This window comes from Neobacillus sp. 204 (assembly GCF_046562815.1).
Classification (GTDB): domain Bacteria; phylum Bacillota; class Bacilli; order Bacillales; family Cytobacillaceae; genus Neobacillus.
In genome coordinates this window covers 52,709-75,844 of record NZ_JBJORY010000007.1, presented here as the reverse complement: position 1 = coordinate 75,844, position 23,136 = coordinate 52,709, and the positions used below count along the sequence as shown (strand labels likewise).

The window sequence follows — 23,136 nt, the reverse complement described above, 5'->3', positions numbered from 1 at the left end:
GAAAACTCATAATATACATAGAAAATTGAAATAGAAAAAACCTACTAGTTTATTAGTAGGTTTTGATGGAACGGTTAACTTAAGGTTGAAGTGGTTCAATGTTCCGATCTTTTTTTACCTCTTCAGTGACCGGCTTTTGCTTCTGGCTTAAAAAGAAAAAGACTCCGAGAAGGACAAGGAGGCCGCCGGCAATTTGCCAGGTGACGAGATGCTCATTTAATAAAATAACCGCTAGAATCGTGGCGCCGACTGGTTCGCCTAAAATACTCATCGAAATGGTTGTTGCATTGACATAGTTTAAAAGCCAGTTATTTATTACATGACTGACAGTGGGAACGGTAGCGAGTAAAAGGAAGATTCCCCATTCCTTGGCTGGATAACCGCTTAGAGAAACGCCGGTTGACACGTTATAGATTGTTAATACAATCGAAGCAAAGAAAAATACACAAAAGCTATAAAGCCAATGAGAAATCTTTTTAACGATGGATTGACCGATCAATAAGTAGCCAACAACAGAGATAACACTAAAAAAGGAAAATAAATCTCCCATCATCGCATCCTTACTTAAACCAAAATCCCCCCAGCCAATCATCATTGCCCCAATGATGGCAATACCCATCGTCATTAATGCGGACAAGCTTGTTCGTTCTTTAAAAAGAAGAAAGCCTCCGAGCAGTGAGACAATCGGCTGCAAAGCTAGAATAATAGTTGAACTTGCGACCGTTGTTAGCTTTAATGACTGGAACCAAAGGACAAAGTGCAGTGCTAAAAAAAGGCCGGAAAAAAATAAGAATAACCAATCCTTATTGATTATTTTTTTGAAATCATTCCGATTTTTCCAGACGATGGGCACCATTAAGATACTCGCAAACCACATCCGGTACATACTCAAAATGGAGGCCGGCGCGTCTGACCATTTAATAAAAATTGCCGAAAAGGAGATGGCGATAATTGAAATGGTAAGCGGCAGGCCGATCGATACTGAACCCTCTTTTTGTTTCATCATATCCCCCTATGCCTTGTAACAGGTCTTCTTCATAAAATAAGACTTTCGCAATCCGAAAGTCTTGGCAAATTTCTTTTATTATATCACATGGTGTCAGGCACCGATGCTGTAAAAGTTTACCCTGAGACAATTACATGAGTAAAAGAACCCCCCATTAAGGAGGGATCAATTATTTTACTTTAATAGTCTTGGATTTACTTACATTCTTAGCTTTGTCTGTAGCTGTCAAACTTAAAACAGTTTTCTTCTTTTGTGCTTTAATTTTCACCTTATATTTACCCTTTGAGTCTGCTTTGGCGGTACCAATTACTTTTTTGCCAACCTTAATGGTTACGGTAGAGTATACCTCGGCAGTACCTGAGACTTTCTTTGTTGTACTTTTTACCTTAGTTTTGACAACGGGTGCCGATGGAGCTATTTTATCAATTATGGTCATATACTTAACAGTACTGATATTACCAGCAGCATCTTTTGCTGTCATAGTTAACCTGGTACCCGCTTTTTGAGCCGGAATCGTTACTTTATAGTAACCTTTTAAATCTGCCCTTCCAGTATACCGTTTCGTTCTAATTGTAATGGTGATGAATGCTCCGGCTTCTGCTTTACCAGTAATAACCTTCGTTAGGTTTGAAATCGTGTAAACAGTTGGAACAGCAGGGGCAATTTTATCGAGAACGGTAATAACTTTGGAGGGACTCTGATTTCCTGCTGCATCCCTTGTTGTTACAGATATCTTTGTACCTGCTTTTTGAAGGGGAATGGTTAGTTTATAGTAACCTTTTAGATCCGCTTTAAAACCTGTATATTTTTTCGTACCAATTGAGGCTGTAACAATAGCTCCAGTTTCCGTTGTGCCTGTAATTACGTTCGATTTGTTTGAAACTGAATTAATCGTTAATAAGGTTGGAGCTGTTTTGTCGATTACAACTATTGTGGTGGCCTCACTGATATGCCGAGCTTTATCAGTAGCTGTAATAGCTATTTCTGTTCCGGCTTGTTGTAAGGGAATGTTCACTGTAAAGTGGCCATCAGCTTCCGCTGTCCCCGAACCAATCAGTGAACCATTAACTTTTACTTCAACCCTGGCTTCCCCTTCTGTTTGACCTGTTACCTCAGTATCTTTGTCAGAAATCCCGTTCACAACTGGCTTCACAGGCGCTGTCACATCTTTCACCACTACTTTAACAGCTTCGCTGACGTTTCCGTTATTGTCAGTTGCCGTAATGTTTAACTCCGTTCCAGCCTTTTCCACTGGAATCACCACAGTGAATGTGCCGTCGGTTCCAGCGTTCCCTTCACCAAGGATTGAACCGTTACCTGTGACCACAATCTTGGCCCCAACTTCCGCCTGTCCAGTAATTGCCGTATCTATATCTGTTATATCATTGACGATTGGTTTGGTGTTATAGGTTAGGGCATTTCGTGCATTCAGTATTTTTCCGGTTTGAACTTTGCCGGATAATGCCGCAGCCGTATCCCCGGATGCCAGAATTATTGTTTTTAATTTGCCTGGCTCAATATCTGGGTATTTGCCAGCCAAAAGTGCTGCGACACCTGTAACGTGAGGTGTTGCCATTGATGTTCCATTTAAATAGGCATAAGCATTTGTATAGGCTGCTTCCGCAGAGAAATTCAAGTTTATTTTCGTAATTGCTTCATTGTTACTACTAATAAAATCAGCGTATGGGGCGTATGCAACGTTATACGATAATCCATCGTAAACGGTCCCGGCTACCCCGGTCACCTTTGTCCTTGTTTCCCCTTCTCCTTTAATTGTAAGTGCAAGAATATTTTTGACAAAGTACGAATCTTCATTGCGATACAAAAGATCCTGGCCACTCAAAACTAACGATTTATTGCCCTTTTTTAAAAATTGCTCTAACGTACTGAGGTCAGTAGAGGTCAAATTAGGATTGGCTTGACCCATTGCGTTTCCTGAAAACCAAATGACGGTATCGTACCCAGAAAGTGTGGTGAGACTTGGGCCATTCTCATTAGCCGGTACGGTTTTGATACTATAAGGCAGTCCTGCATTATTTAATAAGGATGTATAGGTTGATAGATAATTTACGTTCCCTATATTTGCTTCATCATCTTGTACTAAAAGTATTTTTGAAGCGGAAGTAAGGCCTAAATAGCTTACGACCTTCGCAAAGGCTGCCTGTTTGTCCGTCGCTGCAAAATTCTCAAAACCAACCCCATTGAAAATCGCTTTATAATGGTAGGAGCTGTTGTTAATTTGGGCAGCTGTTCCTTCCTCTATTTTTCTAGGAACGGTACTAAAAATGTTCGTTCCCGGTGCAGCGATGTCCACGCTGCTTGCTCCGTAGTTTGAGAAGTCTGCTAGCTTGCCAGAGTTATCAATTGCAGCGACGGATATTATATTGGGGCTGTCGTAGCTTGCTGGATATCCAGGCTGCTGATCGTTATTAAGACCATCGTTGCCCGCCGCTGCTACAAAAAGCATGTTCGCTTGGTCGATCGCATCTTTAAGGGCTTGGTCATAATCAGTACCGCTCCAGCTGTTATTGGTGATTTTAACCCCCATTTTTTTTGCGTATTCAATCGCCAGAATGGCATCAGAAGTGTACCCAGAGCCGTCTGCCCCAAGGAACTTTAACGGCATAATTTTCACATTAGGAGCGATCCCTGTTATGCCGATTCCATTACCACCCTTAGCGGCAATCGTTCCAGCCACATGTGTTCCATGGTCATCGCCATCTTCTGCATCAAACACAGAATTATCAGAGTGATAGAAATCCCAGCCATGGATATCATCGATGTAGCGATTTCCGTCATCATCTATGCCGTTATTCGCAATTTCACCAGGATTTGTCCAGATACTATCGATTAATTCCGGATGGTTGATGTCGATTCCGGTGTCAATAACCCCAACCACTACTTGCTGTTGGTTTGTCACCTTACTAAACTCTTGTATGGCTTCAGGGTAGTCGATGTCCACGTCGTTGACTCCGACTGCACCATTAATCTGTTGCCCTGTATTGTGTAAACCCCATAGTTTGTTGAACGAAGGATCATTAGGAACATCTGCCGCTCTATACATATAGTTTGGCTGAACGAACGCAATGGAGGGGTCAGCCTCTAACGTTTTTACTAAACTCTCAATGTTCGAACCCTTTTCCACTTTAACAACTTCAGCACCAATGGATTTGAATTTCTTTTCTGTTTTCAGAGAATGTTTATTTTTAAGTTTGGTTGCAGAAACGGAATTCTTATACTTAATAATTAATTCATCTGCTTTATAGTCTTTCTTGATTTTTGGGGTAAAACTAGCAGTTTGCGTAATTCGTTTCTTGTGTAATTGGCTTGCTGGTTGCGATGGGTCCTTTTCAGCAGCTGAAGTAATGTTCGTGCATGCAGGAGAGAGGACTAGTAAAAAGGAAAGTAACGACACAAGCCCTTTGCTTGCTTTCTTTGGAAACAAATCTAACCGAACCCCTTTCTAGTAAAAATAAAAAGTAGTTTTTTGTTCTTATATAAACCATATTTTACTATAGTACTAGTCAAAACCAAATAATACTATAGTAGCGATAATAGTAGATATTTGTTAGCTGTTCTGATTAGATAATTTACAATAATTTTCATTTGACGATTGGCTAAGTGTTCTATAATATATGAAGAAGAGAATACCCGTGCTTGCGGGAGAGGTTCATAGCTGATACCCTCTATAAAAAACTATGGATACATGACTTTAAGCCATGTCCATATCGGACGTGGCTTTTTTGATGGATTCTTTTAGTTTAGAAGTAGAGTGGCTGTGGAAACTCTTTCTTGGAAAAGTGTGGGTCATCATGCAAGGAGGTTTTTTTATGTCTGGCAGAAGCCATGAAGAAGGTTTAAAGGATTTAACTTTATTAGGTAATCAAGGGACTACCTATTCATTTGAATATGCGCCGGAGGTTTTGGAGGCGGTTGATAATCTTCATCCGGAACGTGATTATTTTGTTAAATTTAATTGTCCGGAGTTTACAAGTCTTTGTCCGTTGACGCGTCAGCCTGATTTTGCGACGATGTATATTTCCTATGTTCCTGACAAAAAGATTGTCGAGAGTAAGTCATTGAAGTTATATCTGTTTAGTTTCAGAAACCATGGGGATTTCCATGAGGATTGTGTCAATATCATCATGAATGATTTAATTAAACTTCTTGACCCAAGGTATATCGAGGTTTGGGGAAAGTTCACTCCACGCGGCGGGATTTCAATTGACCCATGGTGCAATTATGGGAAACCAGGAACCAAGTACGAGGAAATGGCTAATTTCCGTTTGATGAATCATGATCTTTATCCGGAAAAAGTCGATAATCGTTAATGTAATGCTAAAAAGCCACGGGGCTCCCGTGGCTTTTTGCGTCTGGACTACCAAGCGTAATCATCATGTTCTTCTTCCTGAATGTCATCATCATCTATTAGTCTGTTTACTAGCCATTCGTCGTGGGTGATGCCGGTGAACATCATTTCATTTTGGACTTCTTCACTATTCCATTCGTCATCCAGCATATCTCCTCGAAGATTCGGGTCTTTTGTCATTGTTTTTTCACCTCCACTACTATCATTGCCATTTTTCTCATGACTATAATAGTTAGGGGAGATGAGATTAAAAAAACACGTCGCTAAATGATAAAATGGAAAAGCGGTTTCCTACTGATTTTTCTATCGCTTAACATAATAAGAAAGTATGGTGTGTTACAGTGGATATTGGTGGTTTTGATATAAAAAGGAAGTTGTTTTCCAATGATTTTGGTCTAAGTGTTTTTGAAGTAGAAGAAACCGAAACAGGCCGAACGTTTATATTAAGGTTAGTTGATTTTTCAAACAAATCAACGGATTTTAAGAAGGCGCAATGGAAGCAGCTGCAAGAAGAGTACCGAACGGTGATCTCCGACTTTAGCCATTTGCCGCGTATTAAGCAGGTGGCAAAGGTCGATGAAGATCACTTATATTCTCTTTTGGAAGGGGAAGAAGGGTCACCCTTAATTGAAAAAGGACCACTTGGGGCTGATCAAATAAAACAGCTCGTTGCTGCTGTTCGTCATCTCCATGATCATAAGATGATTCATGGATCGATTTCTCCCGAAAATATTTGGATTTCCAATCAAGGACGAGTCATTTTAAATGGTACTGGGGAGGCAAAGGTCCTTGAAGGGAAGCCCCGCTTAGGAGCCGTTTCTGATCTTCGGCAATTGATTGCAGTCATCCAGAGTTTTTCTACTTTAAGCGAGTCAATTCTGGAAAGACTTCACCTAGAAGAACCTATGACTGTAGAGGAATTAGAACAGCTTCTAACTCGTGCGGAAAGTAAAATAGGAATAAGTGAAGATAATAAGCTCGCTGCCTTTTTTGAAAGAAAAAGCAAGGCTCAAAAAGCAGAAGCAGAGGAACGTGAACGTAGAAAAGCCCAACAGGGTAAGAAGTGGGGGGCAATCATGATGATCCTTGGTACAGTGATGCTAGGCGTGCTAATCCTAGCTGTTTATTCTCTTTTTTGAAAATACATTCTAAAAAAAATGCGGTTCATCTTAGATGAACCGCTTCAGGGCATTATCGTGGAAAGGCTTCAATTTCCAGCAATAACGTGGCCTCAAGTCTTTTTATTAAACTAGTTCATAATCCGTCACGCTGCGGTCGACGACTCTCGCCCCTTTTGCAGACACAAACCTGCCGCTGCTTGTTGTGAAAATTTCAGATGCAATAATCTGTGTCATCGATAGCTTTACTACTTCTTCGTCAATTGGCTCCTTGGGATTCTCAACGGATAAACGTGCCGTCTTTCCGAACTCCGTGCCAAATTGTAATTCTAATGTTTTCGCCATATTCTTCTACCTCCTTCCTTAGTTTTAACTTCATACCCTATTAAGCGATAATTTCAGAACTGTCATTTCGTTCTACTCTGTTTAACATGTCATTGCACAAAACGGAAATGGCTACTGCTGCTTGAAATAACTGATCCGTTGTTGCATCCTTTTTGACATTGCTAAACGTTTTGGCGCGTAGGATCGGTTCGCCATCCTCGTCCATACCCCCTTCAAAGACTAAACGAAGCTTCGTTCCTTCTAAAAGTGATTGTGCCATTGTCCCTCACCTCCTTTTACATTCTATATAGAAGAAAGTCGGCCAAAAGGACAGGGTGGAAAAAAATTATTGACAAGCATCGAAATATGATATATCCTAAAATTAATTAAATATTCAGATATCATTATCGCATTATCCATAATTTAATTTTACAATCTGAATATCTTCATTCTGCAATTCTCCAATGATGAAATACACCCAAGAAATGTTTTTATATTAAACTAACTGTAAGCGTTTTATTTCTATAATCCTTAGTCTCTAACTTCCAAAATATTCACGTTAACCTTGTTTTAAATGGTATATACCAATATAAAAACAAGAATTTTACAAAACAAGAAGAAATAATATATCCTTTGTATATAAAGAATTGAATATCTGCATAAATGGGAGAAATTAGAGATGAGTAGAATGATAAGAGATGATGAGGATGTTCCTTTTTACAAACAATTAAGGAATAAAATTCTCGATGAGATCGAGAGCGGTAAACTTAAGCAAGGCGATAAACTTCCTTCGGAGCGGGAATTGGCAGAGCAGTTTCAAATCAGCAGGATGACAGCGAGACATACCTTGTCGATGCTGGAAAGGGAAGGTGTGGTTGAACGGCGTGTGGGATCAGGCACCTTTATCAATAATAAGAAAATTGAAATGGACTTTGTTACATTTAACAGTTTCACGAAAAACATGCTGAATAAAGGGTTAATTCCGAGCACACAGATTCTGTCCATTCAAAAAATGGAAGCAACTGCTAATTTAGCTCAAAAGCTAAAGTTGGCTCAGGGAGATATGATGTTCGCTATTAAACGTTTGCGACTTGTTAATGAAACACCCATCGCTATTGAAGAATCGTTCTTGTCAGAGAAACTTTGCCCGGGACTTAATGATATGATTACTGAAAATGATTCATTGTATGAATTATTAGAAAGAGAGTACGGGATTGTCCTTGTCATGGCAAAAGAGTATATGCAGGTTACTGTTTCAGATGAAAGTGAGAGTAAGCTATTAAAAATACGTTCTGAGAGTCCGTGTATCTTTCAAGAAGCAGTGGCTTTTGATAAAAATGAGCAGGAAATTGAATTCTCTACTTCGTTAACAAGAAGTGACATTGTGAAATTTTATTCGGAATTAAAACTGAGATGAGGAGTATCATTTCAGTTTAATTTTACCACAAATGGTATATACCATTAATAATCCCAGGAGGTTTTTTTCATGAAGGTAATTGGTGTTGGTGATAATGTGGTTGATAAGTATGTTCATAAAAAAACAATGTATCCAGGTGGAAATTCGTTGAACTTCAGTGTCTATGCCAAGCAATTAGGAATTGAAGCGGCCTATCTTGGTGTGTTTGGCAATGATCGGGCAGCCGAACACATTATTGCCACTTTAAAAAGCTTAGAAGTCGATATTTCTCATTGCAGGCAACATGAAGGTGAAAACGGCTTTGCCGCTGTTGATTTAGTGGATGGAGACCGTGTGTTCATTGGCGGAAATGGGGGTGGTGTGCAAATAGCCCATCCGGTCGTCCTCCATTCAGAAGACATGGAATATATTAAGAGCTTTGATATTGCCCATAGCAGCATCTACAGTAATATGGACTCAGAGTTACATAAGTTAAAAGAATCCGGGATTCTATTATCCTATGATTTTTCAAGTGATTATACCGATTCATTACTAGAAAAGAATTGCCCCCATATAGATATAAGTCTGTTGAGCTGTGGGCAGTTAGCCGATGAGGAAGTGGAGAGTCTATTAAAACGAGTCAATTCCTATGGGAGTAAATTAGTATTAGGGACAATGGGTTCACGCGGATCAATCATATATAACGGGCAAGACTTTTACCGTCAGAAGCCGCACTTTGTGGAGCCGGTTGATACTCTTGGTGCAGGGGATTCCTTTTTTACCGCGTTTATCTTACATTATCTTTCTGAAAAAAAGAATGACCCTGATATGCAGGAATTCACTCTGTTAAAAAATAGTTTGGAGGTAGCGGCAAAGTTTGCAGCAAAAACCTGTTTAGTTGATGGTGCTTTTGGTTTTGGGATTCCCTTTTAATTTCTTTAAAGGGAAAAAAATATAAACCATTCATAGAAGATTAGGGGGGGGGAAAGGATTTTACTAAAATTGGTGATCTATTAAAAAAATAAGGGGGTTAATGAAATGAGGATGAAATTAAACGTTTTATTAGCAGTTCTGTTGGTATTTGCGCTTTCCCTGACAGGATGCTCTAGTTCTTCTTCGAGCAATGAAGAGTCGGGGAAAGTCGTATTAAAGTTTTTGCATAAGTGGCCGCAGCCAGAATACGCTCCTTATTTTGAAGAAGTGGTCGATGCCTTTGAAAAGGAAAATCCAGATATCAAGATTAAAATGGAAGCGATTGCAGATGAACCGATTAAAGACAAGCTCCGCGTTATTCTAGGCGGAAACGAAGTTCCAGACATTATGTTTTCCTGGTCGGGTGAATTTGCCCGGAAATTCGTTCGTGCCGATGCAGCCTTAGATCTAACTCCATATTTAAATGAAGATACAGCTTGGAAGAATAGTTTTATTCCGGCATCACTTCAGCCTTTCACATCTAACGAAAAAAATTACGGTATTCCTCTACGTTTCAATGGAAAATTCTTTGTTTACAACAAAAAGATTTTTGATAAATATCAACTGCAGGCACCAACTACTTGGGATGAATTTATCCAAGTGCTTGATACCTTGAAAAAGGGCGGAGAAACTCCGATTATACTCGGAAACCAAGGCCCATGGGCAGCGATCCATTACTTAACAGGCTTAAACCAAAAGATGGTCGCACAGGATGTCAGAATGAAAGATTATAATCCTAAAACAGGAGAGTTCACCGATCCTGGCTATGTGAAGGCAATGCAAATGTTAGCAGACTTAAATAAAAAGGGTTATTTTATGAAGAATGTTAACTCTAGTTCCCATGATATGGGACAACAATTATTCGCTGCAGGTAAGGGAGCGATCTTCTATGTGGAATTAGAAGAGTTCGCAACAGTTGAAAATAATATGAAAGGAAACTGGGGCTTCTTCCCAATGCCGTCCATTGCAGATGGTAAGGGAAGTCAGAGTTTCATTACTGGGGCACCGGATGGATTTATCGTTTCTTCGAAAACCAAGCATCCGAAAGAAGCGATTAAATTCTTGAAGTTTCTAACAAGTAAAGAAAACGCCTTGAAGCTTGTAAAGCAAATTGGCTGGCCAAGTCCGATTGATGGGGCCACGAACCCAGATACAGCCCTGAAGGAAGTAGCTGAAGGTGTGGATTACATGAAGAAGGCGGAAGGTATGGCCGAATGGCTCGACACAGACGTCCATGCGAAGGTAGCCGATGTCTATTTATCCAATATCCAGCTGTTGCTTGATGGATCAAAATCACCAGAAGAAATTATCAAAGAGGTTCAGGAAGTTGCCAAGCAAGTACAAAGTGAAGTGGAATAAAAGAGAAAGGGTAGGTAGGGTACTGCTTACCCCCTCCTAGGAGGATGCAGGGATGACAAAAACATTTCGTAACAGTCGAACCGCCATACTTTTTATTTCGCCAGCGCTCCTTTTCATCCTATTTTTTGTATTTTTGCCGATTGTATTAAATCTCTATAACAGTTTATTTCGGTGGAATTCCTTTGAGGCTGGAAGAGTTTTTGTTGGCTTTGAGTATTATGGCAGGCTTTTTAAGGATCCAGTCTTTTTTACTGCATTGAAAAATAATTCTCTATACGCCGTCATTTCATTAATTTTTCAGGTGGGCGGGGGCTTAATCATTGCAGCCATTTTAGAAGATAAATTGATTAGACGGTTTCAGCCCTTTTTCCGAACTGTCTTTTTTATCCCTTCTGTTATTTCCATTGCAGTCGTTGGTTTGTTATGGCAGCTGCTTTATAACCCGGAAGTTGGTTTAGTGAATGGGGTGTTAAAGACCATTGGTCAATCAGAATGGGCCCTATCATGGCTGGGGGACAGTAAAACTGCTATCTATGCCGTTGTTGCGGTATCGCAATGGCAGTACACCGGTTATATGACGATGCTGTTCTTGCTTGCGATGCAAAAAATTCCATTCGAGTATTATGAAGCGGCTATGATTGATGGCGCTTCTAAGATAAAAACGTTCTTTTTTATCACCCTGCCTCAGATGAAGGAAATGATTCTTGTAGGTACGATCATTACTGTTATCTGTGCCTTTAAAGTATTTGATGAAGTTTATGTTATGACCAATGGGGGACCAGGCCGTTCGACGGAGGTTTTAGGAACGATGCTTTATCGAGCCGCCTTCCGTAACGATGAAATGGGCTATGCCTCTACGATTGGGACCATTATTTTTGTCATTACCCTAACCCTTTCCTTAATTCAACTGAAATTAGGGAAATCGGGAAAGGAGGTGTAAGGAAATGGCAAATAATAGTCCGGTGGTAAATGCGAATGAATTAAAAAAAATTGCAACTGGCAGTTCGAAGCTTTCTGTGAGAAAGGTCAAGGATAGAATTTTCCAGTCTGCCGTCCTTTTGTGGTTTGGGATTTTTTCAGTGATTATCATCTACCCAATCATTTGGCTCGGTTTGAGCGGCCTAAAATCAAATGCTGACTTTTTCTTGAACACATGGTCCCTGCCAGAGGAATGGCTGTGGGGAAATTATCAGGCTGCATGGGATGCAGGGATTGGCCAATTTTTTATAAACAGTGTGTTCATAACAGTGGTGTCAGTCGTCTCGGTATTATTGCTTGGATCGATGGCCGCTTTTGGGTTAAGTCGCTTTCAGTTTAAGGGACAGAATATTTTCCTTGTCCTTATCCTCAGCGGATTGATGCTTGCGCCGCAGGTCAGTTTAATTCCACTGTACAAATTGCTGCAGGCAGTGGGGCTTTACAATACTTATTGGGCGTTAATTCTTCCTTATGTTGCGTTTCAATTGCCGTTTGCGATTTTCCTAATGCGCTCCTATTTTCTGTCGATCTCTAAAGAACTGGAGGAGTCGGCGATTATTGATGGGTGTAATATCTTGCAGGTGTATCGGCATATTATTTTACCGTTGGCTAAACCGATTATTGCCTCATGTGCTTTATTAACAGGGATGAATGTGTGGAATGAATTCATGTTTGCGTTAGTATTTGTCGAGGATTCCTCGCTAAGGACGATTCCGGTGGGATTAATGAATCTGAGAAGTCAGCTGAATACCAACTTCGGGATTCAATTGGCGGGATTAGCGATTTCGGCGCTGCCAATGATTATCGCTTATATCGTTTTTCAAAGGCAGTTTGTCCGTGGACTTTCTGCTGGAAGTGTAAAAGGATAATCTTTCCCCTAAAGGATGTTGCTTCATTTGATTGGTTATTTTAAAGTGATGGAACAGAATAGGAAAGGTTGATTGGCTTTCCTACTCTGATTCCAAATTAGTGGGATTTCCTGCTGGTTAAAATGGTATATACCAAATGTTAAAAAATGGTAAAAAATGGGTTTGCTGATTTTCGAAGAGTTGGAGGGATTGAATGAACAAAATCAAACGGTCGCAAATAACAGGGATGAACTTTCACTATCTGCACTACCCGCTCAACTATTTTTTAGATGCCATGGTGAAATATGAATTTGAAAAAATTGAACTGTGGGGGGCTGCGCCGCACCTGTATGTGGAGGACTTATCCTTAGCTGATATCGGTGGAATCAAGAAAGATATAGATCGGCGCGAATTAGAGATTGTTTGCTTTACTCCCGAACAATGTATGTATCCAATTAATCTTGCGGCAACAGAGCCGGCGATTCGTGAAAGAAGTGTGGCTTACTTTAAAAAATCGGTGGATGCCGCGATTGAACTAGAAGTCCCGATGGTGTTAGTAACAGCAGGCTGGGGGTACCGCAATGAAAACAGGCAGGAAGCCTGGAGGCGAACCCAAGATTCTTTGGAACAGCTGACGGCTTATGCGGAAAAACAAGGAATCATATTGGCGCTCGAACCGCTGCAAAAAATTGAGTCCAATCTGATTACTACCTTGCCTGAACTTAAAGAAATGCTCGATTCAATTCCTTCTTCTTATTTGAAAGGAATGGTGGATACAATCCAACTTGCGGTTGAAGGTGAGGAGCTGGCAAGCTATTTTGAACAATTACAGGATGATTTTGTCCATATCCACTTTATCGACGGGAACCCAAGTGGACATTTAGCTTGGGGGGACGGCGTCCTTCCATTGGAAAAATACATGGGAACCTTAGCAGACTTTAATTACGACCGTGCCCTCACATTGGAATTTACTTCTTCGCAATATTTGCTAAATCCAGATGAGGCGATTGAAAAATCACTGCGAAGTCTAGCACCCTTTCTGGTTTAGAGGGTGGAGGAATGGTTCAAAATCGGGTGACAAGTTCAGTGATAAAAGGAGTTTTATCCTATGTCTATTTGGAGGAGTTATCCAAGGAGTTTAAAAGTTTTATTGCTCGCGATGCTGGTCAATTCAACAGGAATGGCGTTTCTTTGGCCCTTGCACACCATTTACATTACGCAAGGGATGGGGAAAACCTTATCTGAAGCAGGGTTTGTGATGATGCTTCACTCAGCAGCTGAAATTATTGGCAGTTTTCTTGGTGGCTATTTGTATGATCGCATACGCGGGAAACGAACTCTTCTCCTAGCCGTTCTATCATCAGCCTGTTTCATTTTCATTATCTCGATTGGTCTATCATGGCCGGTTTATATCCTAATGATGATTCTGCTTGGTTTAGGGATTGGAACCATATTTCCTCCTATTTATGCTCTTGCAGGTAGTATATGGAAGGAAGGCGGCAGAAAGAGCTTTAATCTTATTTATCTCGTTCTAAATTTTGGTGTCGCCATAGGTACGGCCTTAGGTGGTATCGTTGCACAATTTTCATTCCAATACGTCTTTTGGGTCAATGGGTTCACATATCTGCTCTTTATATTTATTGTTTGGAGGGCACTTGATGAGCCTGATCCAGTTTATGAAGCAGCGCAAAAGAAGGCTCTCGACCCCAGACCAAAAAAAGAATTCCGTCCACTCCAGAGCTTCTATTCCTTATTAATTCTTTGTTTAGGATTTATGTTTTGCTGGGTTACCTATATTCAATGGCAAACAAGTATTTCTACTTATATTCACCTGCTAGGATTTCCGTTGTCATCCTATAGTGCGTTGTGGACAATCAACGGTTTACTCATCTTACTGGGTCAGCCCTTACTTCAATGGTTTATGGACCGTGTTAAGAGTCCGGTGAAGTGGCAGCTTCTATCCGGGGTTATCTTTTTCATACTTACCTTCGCCCTTCTATCCCAAAATCAGTCATATGGCGGGTTTGTAACGGGGATGGTGATTATGACGATCGGAGAAATCCTTATTTTTCCGGCCGTGCCAGCGATTGCGGATCGGCTGGCACCCCTTGATAGAAGAGGAATGTACCAAGGTTTAGTAAGTGGTGCTGCTAATGTGGGCAGGACGATTGGACCTTTACTTGGAGGTTTGCTATTTGATGGTTTCGGGCCCTTGGTACTCTTGTATTCATGTATTTTTATTTGTGGTTTTGCCTTGATTTGTTTTGGTACATATCAAAGGCTCCAATATATACAAAAAGAAGTATCAACCGTAAAAGTCAATAAATAAAGGAGGATGAAAAATGTTAGCTGACGTACAAAAATCGTTGGAGGTTTTTAAAGAGAAGGCTATTGATCGTGTTTATTTCGTAGGCTGCGGGGGCTCTTCTTCCCTTATGTATGCAAGTAAATACGTATTAGACCGTGAAAGTGAAACCATTGACTCTGACCTTTATAGTTCCAATGAGTTTGTGCACCGTAATCCGCAGAAACTCAATGAGAAATCACTTGTGATTTCGTGCTCGCACTTTGGAAAAACACCGGAGACGGTAGAGGCTACCCGCTTTGCAAGGGAAAAAGGAGCAATTACCGTCTCGTTAACATTTGATGCGGAATCACCGCTTGCTCAAGTTTCTGAACATGTGATTGTTTATGAGGATGGGAGAGATGCGAAATATCTGAATGAAGCGCAATCTGTGATGTTAGAACTTGTATTTGGACTTCTGGCGATCAAAGAAGGTAATGAAAAATTTTCCGAGCTGCTTTCCTCCTTAGAAAATCTAGATCAAATATTAGTTCGGGAGAAAGCAAAGTTTTTAGCTTCGGCCAAGGAATTTGCCCAATCTTATAAAGATGAAAAAGTGATTTACACGATGGCGAGCGGCGCCAATTATGGCATTGCCTATTGGTTTGCAATTTGCCTGTTGATGGAAATGCAATGGATTCATTCCCACGCCCTTCATGCGGGGGAGTATTTCCACGGGCCATTTGAAGTCTTGGATAAGGACGTACCAGTGATTCAGCTATTAGGTTTAGATGAGACGCGTCCATTAGAAGAGCGTTCATTGGAATTTACACAAAAATATGGTGAAAGACTCGTTGTTCTCGATGCGAAGGAGTTTGACCTAACAGGAGTGGCCGAAAGTGTCAAAGGTTACATCGCCCCACTCGTCCTACAAGCCATCCTGCGCCAATACGCAGAACAACTAGCCGAGATCCGCAACCACCCACTAAGCACCAGAAGATATATGTGGAAAGTTCCTTACTAAAAGATTGTATAAACGTTAGTGTCAGGCACCAAAGAAAGACACTATAGGCAGTTTGTCCATCCTGGATAGACATTATAATACTTGCTTTTGGGTGTGCACTGTGTGTGTACAGATGTCCACAAAGGGTGAACGGTACCATAAAAAACACCATTAACTATTGTAGTCCCAAAAATTCTAATATAAATTTGGAGGAATGAAAAATGTTGAAATTCGATGCTGAAGTATACTTACAATTAGTTGGTCAAGAGGCGCTTGCAAAGAGAGAAGAAATAGAGAGGGTTGTTGATGGAATTTCCGCAAAGGGTTTTAAGAATATTTTCTTGATTGGTTCTGGCGGGACGATTGCGATGATGTATCCATATGAGTATATCCTGAAATCCAATTCATCTGTTGAAGTTCATGCAGAGATTGCGGCTGAACTACTTGTGATGAATAATCGCCACCTGACAAAGGATTCTGTTTGTATCTTTGCTTCAGTTACTGGAACAACAAAAGAAACAGTTGCTGCAGCTGAGTTCTGTAAGAGCAAGGGTGCGACAACAATTGGATTAGTGGCTGAGCCTGGTACACCATTAGCAGAAGCTGTTGATTACTGCATCACCACTGGTCACGAAAAATATTCGTTTGATACATTCTTTATTCATTTGCAGCTGCTTACTTTCCGTTTTATTCATAACAATGATGAGTTCCCGCAATATGACCAGTTGGCTAAAGAAATTTCTCTCTTACCAAAAGGGATCGTTGATGCACTAGAGCAGTTCGACTCACAAGCGGAGCAATTTGCCATCAAGCATAAGAATACTGATTACCACATGGTGGTTGGTTCAGGGAACCTTTGGGGAAATGCGTATTCCTACGCAATGTGTATCCTAGAGGAAATGCAATGGATTAAGTCCAAATCGATCCATGCTGCAGAATTCTTCCACGGCACTCTTGAACTGTTGGAGGAGGATACAAGTGTTATTTTATTCAAAGGCGAAGATGAAACTCGTCCGTTAATGGAACGTGTGGAAAATTTCGCTGAAAATATCACAAAGGAATTGTTCATTTTGGATACCAAAGATTATCGCTTGGAAGGAATTAGTGAAGAATTCAGAAAGCACTTTGCTATCTGCTTGAACTGGGCACTAACTGGCCGAATCAGTGTATACCTTGAGCGTGAAAGAAATCATCCATTAGAGACTCGCAGATATTACCGTAAAATGGCTTATTAAAAGGTCCATTTTAATAGAATAATTGAAAGTTTCGCGTGCAGCCTTCACTCAGTGAGGGCTGTTTCTTTGTCGTTGTTCAACAATGAGTGTTGTCGCTTTCAAACTGGATGGGAGTAAGAAACTTACTGTAAGACCGATAATTAAAATCGAGGGCTGATACGTATCGGTTCCCCCATGTTCAGACAGAGGACAGTAAGATAAACCCTGGCTGTTCCGGATATTTTGGGGCTTTTTAAAAAAATCCAGCCATTCCATCAAAGATGGGTTTGCCTGGATTGAGGTACGGAGAGCAGACTTCTTGTACCCGATGCTATAAGAATGCCGATTAGATCGATGGCTATATCAAAAATTCTCCCGTCCCGAGTAAAATATAATTGAAGAATTTCCGTTAGCGAAGCGAAACAAATTGCTAGAAATAGAGTCACTGCTTTGTAATGGAATTTGGATTGTAACAAAATGGTTAAAATGAGAAAGGCAAGGACATGACCGCATTTTTGAAGCAGGAAGTCGCGGCTAAGGTCAAGCGGTAAGGGGGATATGAGTTCAAAAAAATTGGGGTGACTGTTCCACTCAAAGCGAACTTCACCTGATTCTATTAATCCTGAAAAACTGGCGGTGCAGGTAAAAATAAAGATGGCTAGAGCCCATAATAAAATAAAAAATTTCCGCATTGAAATCCCTCCCATATCCTTTCAGTGTAGTCCCATTTTTTCGGTATTATACCGGATAAGTGGGAATTCAACAATCGACAAAGGAAAAGACCTCTTTCGTACGATAAAGAGGTCTTTCTTAGGGGGGGATGGCAGGAAACCATCCATGTAAGGTGGGGGATAAGCCATCTGAGAAGGGGTGGAGTTTTTGGATAGCCTCCAGCTATTCATTATCCTGAATGAATCATTTTTTGATAAAGGCTTAGAATGGATTGCCCATAGGTTGTACCAGGAACAGCCCATTTTCCGTTTAAAGCAGTCCAAGTTGGAGCAGAACCTCTGTCGACAAGATGGAAACGGGGATCAACTAATGGATATTGACTAGGTAGCGGCTTAGTTGTCGCATACGCGTACAGGTGCTGAAGCTGGGCAAGGACCCCTTCTTCTTCATTGTCAAAACGTGCACCGCGAATTTCTCCTCCGGTTGCTCCGATTCCTGCGTAGTTGTTCTGTTCAGGTTGGACGACTCCAGTAAACCGAAAATAGTCTGTTTCGTGAATGGCTTGTGCAAAGGCTACATCCCCGCGAATCCCGTAATATTTTCCAAAGGTCTGATAAAACTCACCTAATTCGGGCGCTTTAGGATTGACCTTTTTCACAAATTGATTCATCTGTTCCGGCGATAGGAAGGTCGGGCCTAAAACAGTAAATTGAACGGGGTCAGCTATGATGGGGATTTCATTAGTATTGTTGGTTGGAGTAGTGCTTGGGCTCGTGTTCGTGCTGCCTTTGGTATTTGTGTTTGGATTTGTGCCTGTTGTGGGTTTGGGTGTTGTAGGTTTACTGGTTGTTGTTGAAGGTTTGCTTGTGCTTGATGTAGGTTTCTTGGTTTCTGTTTTAGTTACCGTTGTGTTTGTTTTTTCGGTAATAATGAAGGCATCATCATATCCTGCTTTTTCGATTTCTTTTAGGCGTTTTTCTGCTTTTGCGTTGGTTGTATAGGTGGCTTCCTTCACGCGGTACCAAGTGGCGCCAGATATTTTTGTGGACACAATCGATGATTTAATACTCTTTTTCTTCAGTTCTCCGGCCCTGTCTTGTGCGTTTTCTTTCGATTTATAGGAACCAACATAGACTGTGTAGACTGTTTTTGTTCCGGATGTGGTGGTTTTCGGTGTGGTTGATGTTTTGGGTGTTTCTTTCGTTTCTTTGCGTTTCAGTCCAAAGGCTTTGGCAATTCCGTTGACATGCCCTTGGGCGACTTTTTGCTGCCAGGATGCATCTTTTATCAGTGCGGCATCATGTTTATTACTGATAAAGCCGTTTTCTGTTAATAGAGAAGGCATGTTTGTTTCCCTGAGGACATGAAAATTGGCCTTTTTTTGGCCGCGGTCTTTCAGCTGACTTACTTTGATGACTTCGGCATGGATGATCTTTTGGTATTTGGCTGCTTTACTAGAATCAGATAAGCCGTTGTAGATAAAATCCTCATAACCTTGGGCGGAACTGTCTGCTGAATTGATGTGAATTGCCAAGAAAAAGTCTGCGTTCCATGCGTTGGCTGCCTTTGAACGCTGTGCTAAGCTTCTGGTGGTATCACTTGTACGACTCATCTTCACTTGAACGTTTTCGTAATCATTGAGGATGATATTTCGTATTTTAAGCGCAATAGCTAAGGTAAGATCTTTTTCATCTAACCCATTTCCATGAGCACCGGGATCCTCACCGCCATGACCTGGATCTAAAAATAGCTTCATACTTACTCCTCCATTCCGTGTAAAATGCGTTCATCTATATGATATGGAAAATCCAATCCAGTCGACTCAATCTGAATAGTATAAAGACAAAAACCATACAAAAGACCTCCTATTTGTTCGTTAAGAAGAGGTCTTTTGTACGGTGTTTATTCTGCAACGAGGAATGCGTCTTTGATTCCCGCTTTTTTTACTTCAGCTAATCGGTCTTCTGCGTTTTCGCGGCTGGAAAAGGCGCCAGCTTGAACTCGGTACCATGTTTCGCCTGAGATTTTTGTGGTATCAACAAATGATTCGATGTCCTTTTTATGCAGCTCTTCGACTCGCTCGTCCGCATTTTCCTTTGATTTGAATGAACCAGCAATCACTTTGAAAAGTGTTCCGGTTGGCGGTTCAATTGGTTTTCGCCTCAAGCTAAAGGCTTTGGCAATTCCATTGGCGTGCCCTTGTGCTACTTTTTGGATCCAAGATGGTTGTTTCATTAATTCAGCGTCATGATCATTACTAATAAATCCATTTTCCGTTAGGAGTGCTGGCATATTTGTCTCGCGTAAAACATGAAAGTTCGCCTTTTTTTGGCCACGGTCCTGTAGTTGATTTACTTTCATGACTTCAGCATGGATAATATCCTGATATTGAGCTGTCTTAGAAGAGTTAGACAAACCACTGTAAATATAGTCCTCATAACCTTGTGCGGAACTTGGCCCGGCATTGATATGAATGCTTAAGAAAAAGTCGGCATCCCAAGCATTGGCCTCACTGGATCGCTGACTTAAGCTTTTAGTGGTATCGCTGCTCCTGCTCATTTTTACGTCAATGTTTTCATAATCATTTTGTAAAATGGACCGTATTTTGAGCGCGATAGCTAATGTTAAATCCTTTTCATCCAATCCATGACCTTGAGCGCCAGGGTCTTGTCCGCCATGACCCGGATCTAAATAAAGCTTCATTTTATCATCTCCATTTCCTAAAATTGATTACATATACATCCTATGTAAATATGGACAACTATGTGCGGGTGCTTGTCACGATGTCATTGATAGAATATCTTAACAAATAATATTCCTTTGTTACCGAAACTTTGAACGCAATAAGCTTTCGGTAACAAGAGTGGTCCTATGTGACCGAAAAGGTAAACGGAGCGTGGGAAGGGTAACATAGAGAGCCTTTATGTGACCGAAACGGCAAACGGAGCATGATTAGGGTAACATAAAGAGCCCCTATGTGACCGGAACCGTAAATGGAGCGTGGGAAGGGTAACATAGAGAGCCCTTATTTGACCGATACGGCATAGATAATAAGCTTTCGGTAACAAAGAACAATCCTTACGCTTACGCCATGGGTTGTACGGACAGTTATGTTCGTTCCTTCATGCGGTCGGGAAGATTCTGGATCGAGGTAACGACCATATCAAGCTTTGACTCAATGCGGTAAAGCAGATAAAGGGTCACGACGATGGGGAAGCCAACCTCGCTGATGATTGGAATGAGTTGCTCCACTTTTTTCACCTCCTCCTTTATGAAAAAAGGCCGTCCCTAGGGGGAATCGGCCTCTCCGTTATTATACTAGTTCATATTCTGTTACATTTCGGTCGACAACTCTTGCTCCTTTAGCAGCTACAAAATTTCCACTAGCAGTAGTGAAGATACCAGATGCAATGATTTGTGCCATCGATTGCTTGACGACTGACTCGTCAATTGGTTCTTTTGGGTTTTCAACCGATAAACTCGCTGTTTTTCCGAACTCCGTACTAAACTGTAATTCCAAGGTCTTTGCCATATTTCTCACCTCCTAACTATTGAGATTGATTAATCTCTAAGATAACTAGGCAATAATTTCTGAACTGTCATTTCGTTCCACTTTATTTAGCGTGTCCTTGCACAAAACAGTGATTGCTTGTGCTGCTTGAGAGAACTGTTCTACCGTTGCTTCTTTTTTAACATTGCTAAACGTTTTTGCTCGAAGGATGGGTTCGCCATCTTCATCCATGCCAACTTCGAAAACCAAACGAAGCTTCGTGCCTTCAAGTAATGCTTGGGCCATGATCAATCACCTCCTTTCACCTTCTATATAGAAAAAAGTTGGTAAAAAGGACAGGGTCAGTAAAAATAAATACTGGATGTTTTATTTAAATAAGGTTGATTAATGCTATACTTGGGGAACGGATTTGGTTTCTGAAGGGAGTTATCATCATATGAAGTATTTGAAATCACAAATGCAGCAGCTAATTAAGGATAATAAAGAATTGCATACACGCTTAAAAGAGTTGAAGGTAGAACACGGCCTCGAGAAAAATACCGCTCTAAAGGCTTTGTACCATTCAGAAGTGGCAGACGGCGGAAAGTATCAATTAGCCTACCAGGCACTGGATCTGCCTAAAAAGTAGGTAACATAAAAAGAGTGTCAGGCACCGCACTGGTGCCTGACACTCTTTTGTTTTATTAATGCTGTAAAAATGCTAATTGAATAAAGAATAGAATGGCGAATACGTAAATCAGTGGATGAATTTCACGCCACTTACCTTTTACTAACTTTAAAAGAGGGTAACTGATGAAACCTAGGGCAATTCCCGTTGCAATACTTGATGTTAGCGGCATGCTCAAGACTGTCAAAAATGCCGGAAAGGCCTCATCCAATTCGTTCCAGCGGATTTTCGCAATACTTCCCATCATTAGACTGCCGACAATGATTAACGCAGGTGCGGTAATCGCAGAAATCCCAGACACAGAGCTGACGAGTGGTCCGAAGAAGGCGGACAAGATGAACAGGATGGCAACTGTAAGTGAAGTTAAACCAGTCCGACCGCCAGCTGCGACCCCTGACGAAGATTCAATATAGGCTGTTGTTGGGCTCGTCCCAAACATAGCACCTACTGCGGTACCAACAGAATCGGCGAGTAAAGCTTCTTTCGCTCGCGGCAATTTGCCGCCTTTCATTAAACCGGCTTGGTTTGCAACCCCAATCATCGTTCCAGTCGTGTCAAAAATAGTCACTAAAATGAAAGAAAAGACAACAGCATAAAGGCTGTGCTGAATAACGTCAGTCAGTGCCGTCACTGGATTAGCAATCATTAGTCCCTCTGGCAGAGTAGGCAGCGCCATAAAACCTTGATTGAATTCAAGCTGACCAGTAAAGAAAGCAATTAGCCCGGTAATGACCATTCCAAAAAATATCGCGCCGTTGACTCGGAGTGTCATCAATACAAGTGTGATCGCCAGCCCTACTAGCGCTAAAAGAGCAGAAGCAGAATGAAGGTCGCCGAGACCAACAAGATTAGTCGGGTGTGCTGTAATGATTTTTGTGAGACGCAGTCCGATAAAGGCAATAAACAGCCCGATTCCTGCGGTAATCCCGTGTTTTAGGTTTTCCGGGATGGCGTCAATTAATTTTTCCCGAAGGGGAGTTAGCGATAAGATGACAAAAATAACGCCAGCAATAAATACAGCGGCAAAGGCAGTTTGGTAAGTTATCCCCTGATGGCCACCCACAACAGAATAAGCAAAATAGGCGTTGAGTCCCATTCCGGGGGCAATGGCAATTGGATAATTGGCGAAAAGTGCCATCCATAATGTTGCAACGACTGCGGAGATGATTGTCGCTGTGAACACTTGCCCGAACGGAACCCCGGCGTCGGCGAGAATGACCGGATTTACGACCACAATATAGACCATCGTAAAAAAGGTAGTGAGACCCGCAAGCAGCTCCGTTTTTGTATTGGTATGATTTTCTATTAATTTAAACATGGTTGTTCCTCCAAAATACGAACAATTTAATAAGACTAAACTATATTATTCGTTTTTCGATGAGATTTCAAGAGGAACAGCTTATTTTGTACTTTTT

At 41.1% G+C, this 23,136-nt stretch carries 24 protein-coding genes and 1 riboswitch; of the genes, 12 read left to right on the top strand and 12 right to left on the bottom strand.

The window, feature by feature from the left end; translation table 11 throughout:
* Positions 1–79: 79 nt before the first annotated feature.
* Together ACJ004_RS15630 and ACJ004_RS15625 are read right to left on the bottom strand one after the other, a co-directional pair.
* The gene (locus ACJ004_RS15630; RefSeq protein ID WP_410894028.1) at positions 80–1,003 is read right to left on the bottom strand and encodes a DMT family transporter; all 924 of its coding nucleotides are present in this window, start codon (positions 1,001–1,003) and stop codon (positions 80–82) included.
* 172 nt (positions 1,004–1,175) lie between these two features.
* Complete coding sequence (locus tag ACJ004_RS15625) at positions 1,176–4,451, bottom strand: Ig-like domain-containing protein (RefSeq protein ID WP_410894027.1); 3,276 nt, start codon at positions 4,449–4,451, stop codon at positions 1,176–1,178.
* A gap of 214 nt (positions 4,452–4,665) precedes the next feature.
* A riboswitch (PreQ1 riboswitch) is annotated at positions 4,666–4,712 on the top strand.
* Positions 4,713–4,836: 124 nt separating this feature from the next.
* On the opposite strand from ACJ004_RS15625, the gene queF reads away from it, so the two are divergent.
* Positions 4,837–5,337 carry a preQ(1) synthase gene (queF, locus tag ACJ004_RS15620; protein ID WP_410894025.1) on the top strand — a complete coding sequence of 167 codons (501 nt, stop codon included), beginning with the start codon at positions 4,837–4,839 and terminating at the stop codon, positions 5,335–5,337.
* Positions 5,338–5,384: 47 nt separating this feature from the next.
* Here queF and ACJ004_RS15615 read toward each other — a convergent pair whose 3' ends face one another.
* Positions 5,385–5,555, bottom strand: a complete 171-nt coding sequence (locus ACJ004_RS15615; protein WP_410894024.1) for a hypothetical protein — start codon at positions 5,553–5,555, stop codon at positions 5,385–5,387.
* Between the two features lie 161 nt (positions 5,556–5,716).
* Here ACJ004_RS15615 and ACJ004_RS15610 point away from each other — a divergent pair, with 161 nt between their 5' ends.
* Positions 5,717–6,514, top strand: a complete 798-nt coding sequence (locus tag ACJ004_RS15610; protein ID WP_410894023.1) for a serine/threonine-protein kinase — start codon at positions 5,717–5,719, stop codon at positions 6,512–6,514.
* A gap of 105 nt (positions 6,515–6,619) precedes the next feature.
* Here the strand turns inward: ACJ004_RS15610 and ACJ004_RS15605 are convergent, their stop codons facing one another.
* Both ACJ004_RS15605 and ACJ004_RS15600 read right to left on the bottom strand, forming a co-directional pair.
* Entirely contained in the window at positions 6,620–6,838 is a 219-nt protein-coding gene (locus tag ACJ004_RS15605) for a DUF2922 domain-containing protein (protein ID WP_410894022.1), read from the bottom strand.
* Positions 6,839–6,878: 40 nt separating this feature from the next.
* Positions 6,879–7,097 (bottom strand): DUF1659 domain-containing protein, encoded by a 219-nt coding sequence (locus ACJ004_RS15600; protein WP_410894021.1) that lies wholly within the window; start codon positions 7,095–7,097, stop codon positions 6,879–6,881.
* Between the two features lie 399 nt (positions 7,098–7,496).
* On the opposite strand from ACJ004_RS15600, the gene ACJ004_RS15595 reads away from it, so the two are divergent.
* The 9 genes from ACJ004_RS15595 to ACJ004_RS15555 all read left to right on the top strand — a co-directional run bounded on the left by ACJ004_RS15595 (position 7,497) and on the right by ACJ004_RS15555 (position 16,892).
* Positions 7,497–8,234 carry a GntR family transcriptional regulator gene (locus ACJ004_RS15595; RefSeq protein WP_410894020.1) on the top strand — a complete coding sequence of 246 codons (738 nt, stop codon included), beginning with the start codon at positions 7,497–7,499 and terminating at the stop codon, positions 8,232–8,234.
* A gap of 69 nt (positions 8,235–8,303) precedes the next feature.
* A complete protein-coding gene (locus ACJ004_RS15590) occupies positions 8,304–9,146 on the top strand; it encodes a fructoselysine 6-kinase (RefSeq protein ID WP_410894018.1) in 843 nt (280 codons plus the stop codon).
* 105 nt (positions 9,147–9,251) lie between these two features.
* Positions 9,252–10,544 carry an ABC transporter substrate-binding protein gene (locus tag ACJ004_RS15585; protein ID WP_410894017.1) on the top strand — a complete coding sequence of 431 codons (1,293 nt, stop codon included), beginning with the start codon at positions 9,252–9,254 and terminating at the stop codon, positions 10,542–10,544.
* 52 nt (positions 10,545–10,596) lie between these two features.
* A complete protein-coding gene (locus ACJ004_RS15580; RefSeq protein WP_410894016.1) occupies positions 10,597–11,484 on the top strand; it encodes a carbohydrate ABC transporter permease in 888 nt (295 codons plus the stop codon).
* A gap of 4 nt (positions 11,485–11,488) precedes the next feature.
* Positions 11,489–12,391, top strand: coding sequence for a carbohydrate ABC transporter permease (locus tag ACJ004_RS15575; RefSeq protein ID WP_410894015.1), 903 nt, complete (start codon positions 11,489–11,491; stop codon positions 12,389–12,391).
* 193 nt (positions 12,392–12,584) lie between these two features.
* Positions 12,585–13,418 (top strand): TIM barrel protein, encoded by an 834-nt coding sequence (locus ACJ004_RS15570; protein ID WP_410894014.1) that lies wholly within the window; start codon positions 12,585–12,587, stop codon positions 13,416–13,418.
* A gap of 60 nt (positions 13,419–13,478) precedes the next feature.
* Positions 13,479–14,699 carry an MDR family MFS transporter gene (locus ACJ004_RS15565; RefSeq protein ID WP_410894013.1) on the top strand — a complete coding sequence of 407 codons (1,221 nt, stop codon included), beginning with the start codon at positions 13,479–13,481 and terminating at the stop codon, positions 14,697–14,699.
* A gap of 13 nt (positions 14,700–14,712) precedes the next feature.
* Positions 14,713–15,678, top strand: coding sequence for an SIS domain-containing protein (locus tag ACJ004_RS15560; RefSeq protein WP_410894012.1), 966 nt, complete (start codon positions 14,713–14,715; stop codon positions 15,676–15,678).
* A 200-nt stretch (positions 15,679–15,878) separates the two neighbouring features.
* Complete coding sequence (locus tag ACJ004_RS15555) at positions 15,879–16,892, top strand: SIS domain-containing protein (protein ID WP_410894011.1); 1,014 nt, start codon at positions 15,879–15,881, stop codon at positions 16,890–16,892.
* A gap of 254 nt (positions 16,893–17,146) precedes the next feature.
* Here the strand turns inward: ACJ004_RS15555 and ACJ004_RS15550 are convergent, their stop codons facing one another.
* The 6 genes from ACJ004_RS15550 to ACJ004_RS15525 all read right to left on the bottom strand — a co-directional run bounded on the left by ACJ004_RS15550 (position 17,147) and on the right by ACJ004_RS15525 (position 21,339).
* Positions 17,147–17,563 carry a VanZ family protein gene (locus tag ACJ004_RS15550; RefSeq protein ID WP_410894010.1) on the bottom strand — a complete coding sequence of 139 codons (417 nt, stop codon included), beginning with the start codon at positions 17,561–17,563 and terminating at the stop codon, positions 17,147–17,149.
* 209 nt (positions 17,564–17,772) lie between these two features.
* Positions 17,773–19,299: an N-acetylmuramoyl-L-alanine amidase gene (locus ACJ004_RS15545; protein WP_410894009.1), complete on the bottom strand. Its 1,527-nt coding sequence runs from the start codon at positions 19,297–19,299 to the stop codon at positions 17,773–17,775.
* Positions 19,300–19,445: 146 nt separating this feature from the next.
* On the bottom strand, positions 19,446–20,246 hold the full coding sequence (locus tag ACJ004_RS15540; protein WP_410894008.1) for an N-acetylmuramoyl-L-alanine amidase: 801 nt from the start codon (positions 20,244–20,246) through the stop codon (positions 19,446–19,448).
* Between the two features lie 405 nt (positions 20,247–20,651).
* On the bottom strand, positions 20,652–20,795 hold the full coding sequence (locus ACJ004_RS15535) for a YvrJ family protein (protein ID WP_410894006.1): 144 nt from the start codon (positions 20,793–20,795) through the stop codon (positions 20,652–20,654).
* A 61-nt stretch (positions 20,796–20,856) separates the two neighbouring features.
* On the bottom strand, positions 20,857–21,075 hold the full coding sequence (locus ACJ004_RS15530; protein ID WP_410894005.1) for a DUF2922 domain-containing protein: 219 nt from the start codon (positions 21,073–21,075) through the stop codon (positions 20,857–20,859).
* A 45-nt stretch (positions 21,076–21,120) separates the two neighbouring features.
* Positions 21,121–21,339, bottom strand: a complete 219-nt coding sequence (locus ACJ004_RS15525; RefSeq protein ID WP_410894004.1) for a DUF1659 domain-containing protein — start codon at positions 21,337–21,339, stop codon at positions 21,121–21,123.
* Positions 21,340–21,490: 151 nt separating this feature from the next.
* On the opposite strand from ACJ004_RS15525, the gene ACJ004_RS15520 reads away from it, so the two are divergent.
* Complete coding sequence (locus tag ACJ004_RS15520; RefSeq protein WP_088089707.1) at positions 21,491–21,682, top strand: hypothetical protein; 192 nt, start codon at positions 21,491–21,493, stop codon at positions 21,680–21,682.
* Positions 21,683–21,737: 55 nt separating this feature from the next.
* Here ACJ004_RS15520 and ACJ004_RS15515 read toward each other — a convergent pair whose 3' ends face one another.
* Positions 21,738–23,039 carry an NCS2 family permease gene (locus ACJ004_RS15515; protein WP_410894003.1) on the bottom strand — a complete coding sequence of 434 codons (1,302 nt, stop codon included), beginning with the start codon at positions 23,037–23,039 and terminating at the stop codon, positions 21,738–21,740.
* Positions 23,040–23,136 lie beyond the last annotated feature (97 nt).

Coding starts and splice junctions, on each gene's coding strand:
- ACJ004_RS15630 (WP_410894028.1), bottom strand. CDS start 1,003: ATGAAACAAAAAGAGGGTTCAGTATCGATCGGCCTGCCGCTTACCATT.
- queF (WP_410894025.1), top strand. CDS start 4,837: ATGTCTGGCAGAAGCCATGAAGAAGGTTTAAAGGATTTAACTTTATTA.
- ACJ004_RS15615 (WP_410894024.1), bottom strand. CDS start 5,555: ATGACAAAAGACCCGAATCTTCGAGGAGATATGCTGGATGACGAATGG.
- ACJ004_RS15605 (WP_410894022.1), bottom strand. CDS start 6,838: ATGGCGAAAACATTAGAATTACAATTTGGCACGGAGTTCGGAAAGACG.
- ACJ004_RS15600 (WP_410894021.1), bottom strand. CDS start 7,097: ATGGCACAATCACTTTTAGAAGGAACGAAGCTTCGTTTAGTCTTTGAA.
- ACJ004_RS15595 (WP_410894020.1), top strand. CDS start 7,497: ATGAGTAGAATGATAAGAGATGATGAGGATGTTCCTTTTTACAAACAA.
- ACJ004_RS15590 (WP_410894018.1), top strand. CDS start 8,304: ATGAAGGTAATTGGTGTTGGTGATAATGTGGTTGATAAGTATGTTCAT.
- ACJ004_RS15585 (WP_410894017.1), top strand. CDS start 9,252: ATGAGGATGAAATTAAACGTTTTATTAGCAGTTCTGTTGGTATTTGCG.
- ACJ004_RS15580 (WP_410894016.1), top strand. CDS start 10,597: ATGACAAAAACATTTCGTAACAGTCGAACCGCCATACTTTTTATTTCG.
- ACJ004_RS15575 (WP_410894015.1), top strand. CDS start 11,489: ATGGCAAATAATAGTCCGGTGGTAAATGCGAATGAATTAAAAAAAATT.
- ACJ004_RS15570 (WP_410894014.1), top strand. CDS start 12,585: ATGAACAAAATCAAACGGTCGCAAATAACAGGGATGAACTTTCACTAT.
- ACJ004_RS15565 (WP_410894013.1), top strand. CDS start 13,479: ATGTCTATTTGGAGGAGTTATCCAAGGAGTTTAAAAGTTTTATTGCTC.
- ACJ004_RS15560 (WP_410894012.1), top strand. CDS start 14,713: ATGTTAGCTGACGTACAAAAATCGTTGGAGGTTTTTAAAGAGAAGGCT.
- ACJ004_RS15555 (WP_410894011.1), top strand. CDS start 15,879: ATGTTGAAATTCGATGCTGAAGTATACTTACAATTAGTTGGTCAAGAG.
- ACJ004_RS15550 (WP_410894010.1), bottom strand. CDS start 17,563: ATGCGGAAATTTTTTATTTTATTATGGGCTCTAGCCATCTTTATTTTT.
- ACJ004_RS15545 (WP_410894009.1), bottom strand. CDS start 19,299: ATGAAGCTATTTTTAGATCCAGGTCATGGCGGTGAGGATCCCGGTGCT.
- ACJ004_RS15540 (WP_410894008.1), bottom strand. CDS start 20,246: ATGAAGCTTTATTTAGATCCGGGTCATGGCGGACAAGACCCTGGCGCT.
- ACJ004_RS15530 (WP_410894005.1), bottom strand. CDS start 21,075: ATGGCAAAGACCTTGGAATTACAGTTTAGTACGGAGTTCGGAAAAACA.
- ACJ004_RS15525 (WP_410894004.1), bottom strand. CDS start 21,339: ATGGCCCAAGCATTACTTGAAGGCACGAAGCTTCGTTTGGTTTTCGAA.
- ACJ004_RS15520 (WP_088089707.1), top strand. CDS start 21,491: ATGAAGTATTTGAAATCACAAATGCAGCAGCTAATTAAGGATAATAAA.
- ACJ004_RS15515 (WP_410894003.1), bottom strand. CDS start 23,039: ATGTTTAAATTAATAGAAAATCATACCAATACAAAAACGGAGCTGCTT.